Source organism: Marivita sp., from assembly GCF_965656765.1.
Lineage (GTDB): Bacteria > Pseudomonadota > Alphaproteobacteria > Rhodobacterales > Rhodobacteraceae > Marivita.
Genome location: NZ_CBFHLV010000106.1, coordinates 1 through 5,687, shown reverse-complemented (window position 1 = coordinate 5,687; position 5,687 = coordinate 1). Strand labels below are relative to the sequence as shown.

At 55.8% G+C, this 5,687-nt stretch carries 5 protein-coding genes and 1 pseudogene; 2 read left to right on the top strand and 4 right to left on the bottom strand.

The features are described 5' to 3' along the window. Both ACTG4M_RS16875 and ACTG4M_RS16870 read left to right on the top strand, forming a co-directional pair. The coding region (locus ACTG4M_RS16875) for a uracil-xanthine permease family protein (RefSeq protein WP_439124833.1) at positions 1 to 977 on the top strand (977 nt) is incomplete at its 5' end. A 566-nt stretch (positions 978 to 1,543) separates the two neighbouring features. Further along, positions 1,544 to 2,020 (top strand): hypothetical protein, encoded by a 477-nt coding sequence (locus tag ACTG4M_RS16870; protein WP_439124832.1) that lies wholly within the window; start codon positions 1,544 to 1,546, stop codon positions 2,018 to 2,020. A 135-nt stretch (positions 2,021 to 2,155) separates the two neighbouring features. Here the strand turns inward: ACTG4M_RS16870 and bhcD are convergent, their stop codons facing one another. The 4 genes and pseudogenes from bhcD to ACTG4M_RS16850 all read right to left on the bottom strand — a co-directional run. Then, a complete protein-coding gene (gene bhcD, locus ACTG4M_RS16865) occupies positions 2,156 to 3,121 on the bottom strand; it encodes an iminosuccinate reductase BhcD (RefSeq protein WP_439124831.1) in 966 nt (321 codons plus the stop codon). A gap of 137 nt (positions 3,122 to 3,258) precedes the next feature. Next, complete coding sequence (bhcC, locus tag ACTG4M_RS16860; RefSeq protein WP_439124830.1) at positions 3,259 to 4,422, bottom strand: 3-hydroxy-D-aspartate aldolase BhcC; 1,164 nt, start codon at positions 4,420 to 4,422, stop codon at positions 3,259 to 3,261. A gap of 106 nt (positions 4,423 to 4,528) precedes the next feature. Beyond that, the gene (bhcB, locus tag ACTG4M_RS16855) at positions 4,529 to 5,497 is read right to left on the bottom strand and encodes a beta-hydroxyaspartate dehydratase BhcB (RefSeq protein WP_439124829.1); all 969 of its coding nucleotides are present in this window, start codon (positions 5,495 to 5,497) and stop codon (positions 4,529 to 4,531) included. Beyond that, positions 5,494 to 5,687, bottom strand: a pseudogene (locus tag ACTG4M_RS16850) (serine--glyoxylate aminotransferase); the annotation flags it as partial. The pseudogene ACTG4M_RS16850 and the gene bhcB, both read right to left, overlap by 4 nt.

Sequence of the window (5,687 nt, the reverse complement as noted above, 5' to 3'; positions counted from 1 at the left end):
TGCCGCCATTGGTCACTGGTCTGGTGGTCACGATGATCGGCCTTGCGCTGGTCAAGGTTGGCATCCAGTACGCCGCAGGTGGCGTACCTGCCATCGGAACCGAGGAATACGGTTCCCTGCTCAACTGGACGATGGCCGGAACCGTGATCATCGTCACGCTGGGGCTCAAGTTTTTAACCCGTGGCATGCTGTCGGTCTCGGCCGTTCTGGTGGGCCTGCTGGTTGGCTATGCGGTGGCCTTTGCGCTGGGTCAGGTGAACCTTGGCAATATCGGCCGCGCGGCAAGTTTTGCGCTTCCAAACCCGCTGCATTTTGGCCTTGAGTTCTCGGTCGCGGCGATCATTGGCTTCTGCCTCATGTCTTTTGTGTCGGCGGTCGAAACCGTCGGCGACGTGTCCGGCATCACCAAGGGCGGTGCAGGTCGCGAAGCAACGGACAAAGAAATCCAGGGCGCAACATATGCGGACGGGATCGGCACCGCTGTGTCTGGCCTGTTCGGTGCCCTTCCCAACACGTCGTTCAGTCAGAACGTCGGCCTGATCGCCATGACCGGCGTGATGAGCCGGGGTGTCGTCACCATTGGCGCAATTTTCCTGATCCTATGCGGTCTGATCCCCAAGGTTGGTGCAGTGATCTCTTCCGTGCCCATCGAAGTTCTGGGTGGCGGTGTGATTGTCATGTTTGGCATGGTCGTCGCGGCGGGTATTTCGATGCTGTCTGACGTCAATTGGAACCGCCGCAACATGGTGATTTTCGCGATTGCTCTGTCTTTGGGTCTGGGCCTTCAGCTTGAACCGGACGCATTGCAATACCTGCCGCAAACGCTCAAGGTTCTTGCAACTTCGGGCATCCTGCCCGCCGCCCTGATCGCAATCGTTCTGAACCTCGTACTGCCAGAAGAACTGTCGGACGAAAGCACCGAAGAAGTGTCAGGCGGTATGGCAGGGCACGGTGAAGGCTCGACTTCTAGCAAATAAGCAAATGCGATGTGACCAAAAGTGAAAGCGCCGCTGATTTTTGTCAGGGGCGCTTTTTTTGACGCAAGGCTCCCTCTCATTCTTGCCCTTTTGTCCTGCGCTCCTGAAAAAGAGCACATTCCAGCTGATTGACCCTGATATACAGAGCGCGGCCTTTGCCGAATGAAGGTTAAGTGCACGATGGTCTTCAAAGGTGACTGCACTTCACCAGACGCTCGTATATATTACGTACATCTAATCCTAACAGTTGATTGCGCCTAGGCAGAAAGGTCGATGCACTGAACCTTCCAATCTCAATTAAAGCCAAATTTCTTGATTGCCTGCCCAAACATGGTAGCGTTGAAATATGCCTGCCTATTCGCAGTGCGACCCAGCAATGACTATCCAGATAATACTACTGATCCTAAGGAACTAATCCCGGATAGCGCGTGAAAAGACCTCTTGGTCAAGTTCGAAGCCAGCAGCCAGAGCAGCGCCGCCTGGCAGCGGATATTTACCCGCTAGAACCGCGCCATCATAGGGCCTTCCTGTCCGATCACGTGAAAAATGATTTTTAGGAGAAACGCATGCCCGCATACCTCAAACTTGGCGACATTAAGGGTGAATCCAAGAGCTCACAGGCCACAGGCAAACTCGGCTCCGGCGGAACAAAGCCGTCATATTTAAAGTATAAACTTGAGAAAGTCGTAGTCACCAGCTACTCCATCAGCGGGAGCAGCGCGACTGCACCCGGATCAACCAAATTCGGTGCCGGCGGCCGGGGCACACTCGAATTCAACCGACCTGTAAGTTCGAAAACCTCGCCCTTTCGCGACATCGCAACATCAAGCGGACGGCTCACATCATTGACCTTGGTGGATTCCAGCCCCAGGCTGGGGCCTGTTGGAACATGTACCTTTACACTGTCTGGTGTCAAAGTCGCGGATGTCGCTACCAAAAGCGATGTCGTGCCAACCGAAACGATCAGCATGGGATATGAAAAAATCGAATGGACCTACGCCGAGATCAAAACGGGATACACAGAGGTGGAGTGGACCTATTAGCGGAAAAAATAGGTCTGGCGGCAGGTTGAAAAATCCACAAGCGACTGCCTGAAATACAAAGACTATGGGCGCGTCAAATCGCGCCCTAAGCCCTTATTTTTTGGTGAAGAAAAACACGTTATCCGTGGATCAACCTTAGAAATCCACCTCGATCGCCACGCCCCGTTCGATCGCCAACTCCACAACCTTGGACGCCACCGCCAAATCCTGAAGACCCACCCCCGTGCCATCAAACAGCGTGATGTCAGTGTCCGACGAGCGGCCCGGATGCGTGCCGTTGATGACAGCGCCAATCTCGATCACGTCGCTTTCAGCAATCAGGCCGGACCCAACCGCATGCTGCGCCTCGCCAATAGAAATCGACTGCGCAACTTCGTCGGTAAACACCTTTGCCTTGGCCAACAGCGCCGCCTCAACCTCTTGCTTGCCTTTGGTGTCGGTGCCCATGCAGGCCAGATGCGTGCCTTCACTCACGTGATCCGCCATGAGTGATGGCGAAAACGCCGATGTGATCGAAATAATCACATCCGCCTCTGCCATCCCCGGCAGATCAACCGCTTCAAACGGCACACCCGCCTCCGCAGCGACCTTTTCAATGTTCGGCAGCATTTCGGGATGGTAGTTCCAGCCAATCACCTTCTCGAACGACCGCTGTTCCAACGCTGCGCGCAGTTGGAATGTCGCCTGATGCCCAGCACCCACCATGCCCATCACCTTGGCATCCGCCCGGGCCAAATGTTTGATCGACACAGAAGACGCCGCCGCCGTTCTAAGCGCAGTTAGCAGGTTCCCGCCCACCATTGCGTGCACCTTGCCCGTGTCAGGATCAAACAGGAACACAGTCGACTGGTGGTTGATCAACCCCCGCTTCTCAAGATTGTGCGGCCAGTATCCGCCTGCCTTAAGGCCAAGCGATCCACCAACGCGATCAAACCCGCCCTTGAAACCATAAAGCGCATCCTCATGGCCAATCGCCTCGCGCACGACCGGGAAGTTATACGCATCTTTTGACGCCATCGCAGCAAACACCTGTTCGACCGCTTCGAACGAGGCCTCGCGCGATACGAGATCGGCAATCCGGGCTTCAGGAACAATATACATGGTCTCTCCCTCGCAAAAACGGTGCGACAGTCCTAACTGCGCACCGTCCTGTCTTCTCTGGTTTTCAAATATCTCGGGGGGTTTGGGGGGCTGGCCCCCCAAGTGGTCGGGTCGGGCCCGCCCGATCCGAAACCAGATCAATAGGCGCGACCGCGGGCCGAAACCGGCCAGACAGCTTCAACAACCCCGTTACGGACACCAACATACCAGTCGTGCACGTTGCAGGTTGGGTCACAATGGCCCGGAACCAGCTTGAGCTTATCATTGACGTTAAGAACACCACCCGTGTCCATCACGACGCCATGCTCGTCGGAACATTTGACATACTGAACATCGTCGCGGCCAAAGATCACCGGAAGGCCACTGTCCACAGATTGCGCCTTGAGACCTGCATCAACAATGGCCTTGTCAGCTTTCGCATGGCTCATGACCGAGGTCAGGATGAAAAGCGCGTTCTCCCATTCGCCTTGGTCGATGCGCTTGCCGTCCTTATCGAGGATCCGACCGTAATCGGCATCCATGAATGCATAGGAGCCGCATTGTAGTTCGTTGTATACGCCCGAGTTCGATTCAAAGTAGTACGATCCCGTGCCGCCACCGCCAACGATGTCACACTCGATCCCATCGGCTTTGAGCGTATCAACCGCGTCCTTGACCTGAGCCACGGCAATGGCGATCTTTTCCTTGCGTTCTTCGTAAGAGTCCATGTGCTGCATTGCGCCCTGATAGGCTTGGATACCCGCGAACTTAAGACCGTCTGCCGCTTCGATTGCCTTGGCGATCTCGACAACTGCAGGGGTCGTCGTCACACCGCAACGACCCGCACCGCAGTCGATCTCGACCAAACACTCAATCTGTGTCCCATGCTTGACTGCTGCCGCCGACAGGTCTGCCACATTGGCCAGATCATCTACGCAGCAGATCGTCCGCGCACCAAGCTTGGGCATACGCGCCAGTCGGTCAATCTTGGCTGGGTCACGGACTTGGTTTGACACCAGTACGTCTTTGATGCCACCACGAGCGAACACTTCGGCCTCAGAGACCTTCTGACAGCACACACCGCAAGCACCGCCCAATTCCACTTGGAGCAGTGCAACATCTACGGACTTGTGCATCTTTCCGTGCACCCGGTGACGCATACCATGTGCTTTGGCGTAGTCGCCCATTTTTTTGATGTTGCGCTCGAGCGCATCAAGGTCGAGCACAAGGCTCGGTGTCTGAACATCAGCTTCGGCCATGCCCGGTTTTGCCGGGATGTCAAAGCCCACTTCGTAATCGTCGAATACGGTCATGTCTTTCATAGCGTCTCTCCGAATTGAATGCGTTTCCCATGCAATGCACGGGATGGGCGTGTTTCGTATTTTCTCTCAGGTTTCCTATCGGAAACAAAGCCGGGACGAAAGAGCTTTAGCTTGTCATCCATGGCAGTTTGTCCAGATCCACGTTGCCGCCCGTCACGATCACACCGATACGTTTGCCTGCGAACCGGTCCTTGTTCTTGAGGATCACCGCCAGCGGTACGGCACAGGATGGCTCCATAACGATACGGAGGTACTTCCACGTGATTTTCATCGCGTCGATGATTTCCTGTTCCGACGCAGTCATGATGTCGGACACATGGCTCGACACGAAATGCCAGGTCAGATCCTTGAGCGGCACCTTGAGCCCGTCCGCAATCGTCTCTGGCGCGTCATCAGCGATGATGTGCCCGGCCTTGAAGCTGCGATAGGCATCATCTGCCTGCTCCGGCTCTGCAGCGATAATCTGAACATCAGGTGCCAGCGTCGACATGGTCAGGCATGTGCCCGAAATCATGCCACCGCCACCGATTGGCGCGACAATCATTTCCAGACCATCAACCTGCTCCATGAATTCCTTGGAGCAGGTACCCTGCCCGGCAATGACACGAGGGTCGTTGTAAGGGTGGACGAACTCGCCACCAGTTTCGGCCTGCACTTTGGCAAAGACCTCTTCGCGTGACGTAGTCGATGGCTCACATTCTGTGATGGTCCCACCGTAACGGCGCACGGCATCTTTCTTAGCCTGCGGTGCTGTGCGCGGCATAACCACGTTGCACGGGATGCCCCGGCGACCAGCCGCGTAGGACAAACAAAGGGCGTGGTTGCCTGACGAATGCGTGCACACACCACGTTCCGCTTCAGCATCGCTAAGCCCGAATACCGCGTTAGATCCGCCGCGCACCTTGAAAGCACCCGGCTCTTGGAAGTTTTCACACTTGAAGAACAGCTCTGCGCCGGTCAACTCGTTCAGATAGGCCGACTGCAACACTGGAGTGCGGTTGATATGCGGCTTGATCCGTTCGTGTGCGGCAAGCATGTCATCATAAGTGGGGATGATCATGGTCGTGTCTTTCATTCTGCGGCCACCTTCTGCGCGATATTTGATCCATGGCGATAGAAATCCTGTGCCGCTGCAACGCCCGAACCAAGCTTGATGTCCAGACCAAGGTCGACCATGCACATTTCGGCGGTCGCGATACCGGAAAGCGCCATGACGTCCGTCAGGCTGCCAAGGTGGCCAATGCGGAACACTTGTCCAGCCACGT

What these genes read in the sequence shown, in the direction of transcription:
- ACTG4M_RS16870 (WP_439124832.1), top strand. Translation starts at nt 1,544, where the DNA reads ATGCCCGCATACCTCAAACTTGGCGACATTAAGGGTGAATCCAAGAGC.
- bhcD (WP_439124831.1), bottom strand. Translation starts at nt 3,121, where the DNA reads ATGTATATTGTTCCTGAAGCCCGGATTGCCGATCTCGTATCGCGCGAG.
- bhcC (WP_439124830.1), bottom strand. Translation starts at nt 4,422, where the DNA reads ATGAAAGACATGACCGTATTCGACGATTACGAAGTGGGCTTTGACATC.
- bhcB (WP_439124829.1), bottom strand. Translation starts at nt 5,497, where the DNA reads ATGAAAGACACGACCATGATCATCCCCACTTATGATGACATGCTTGCC.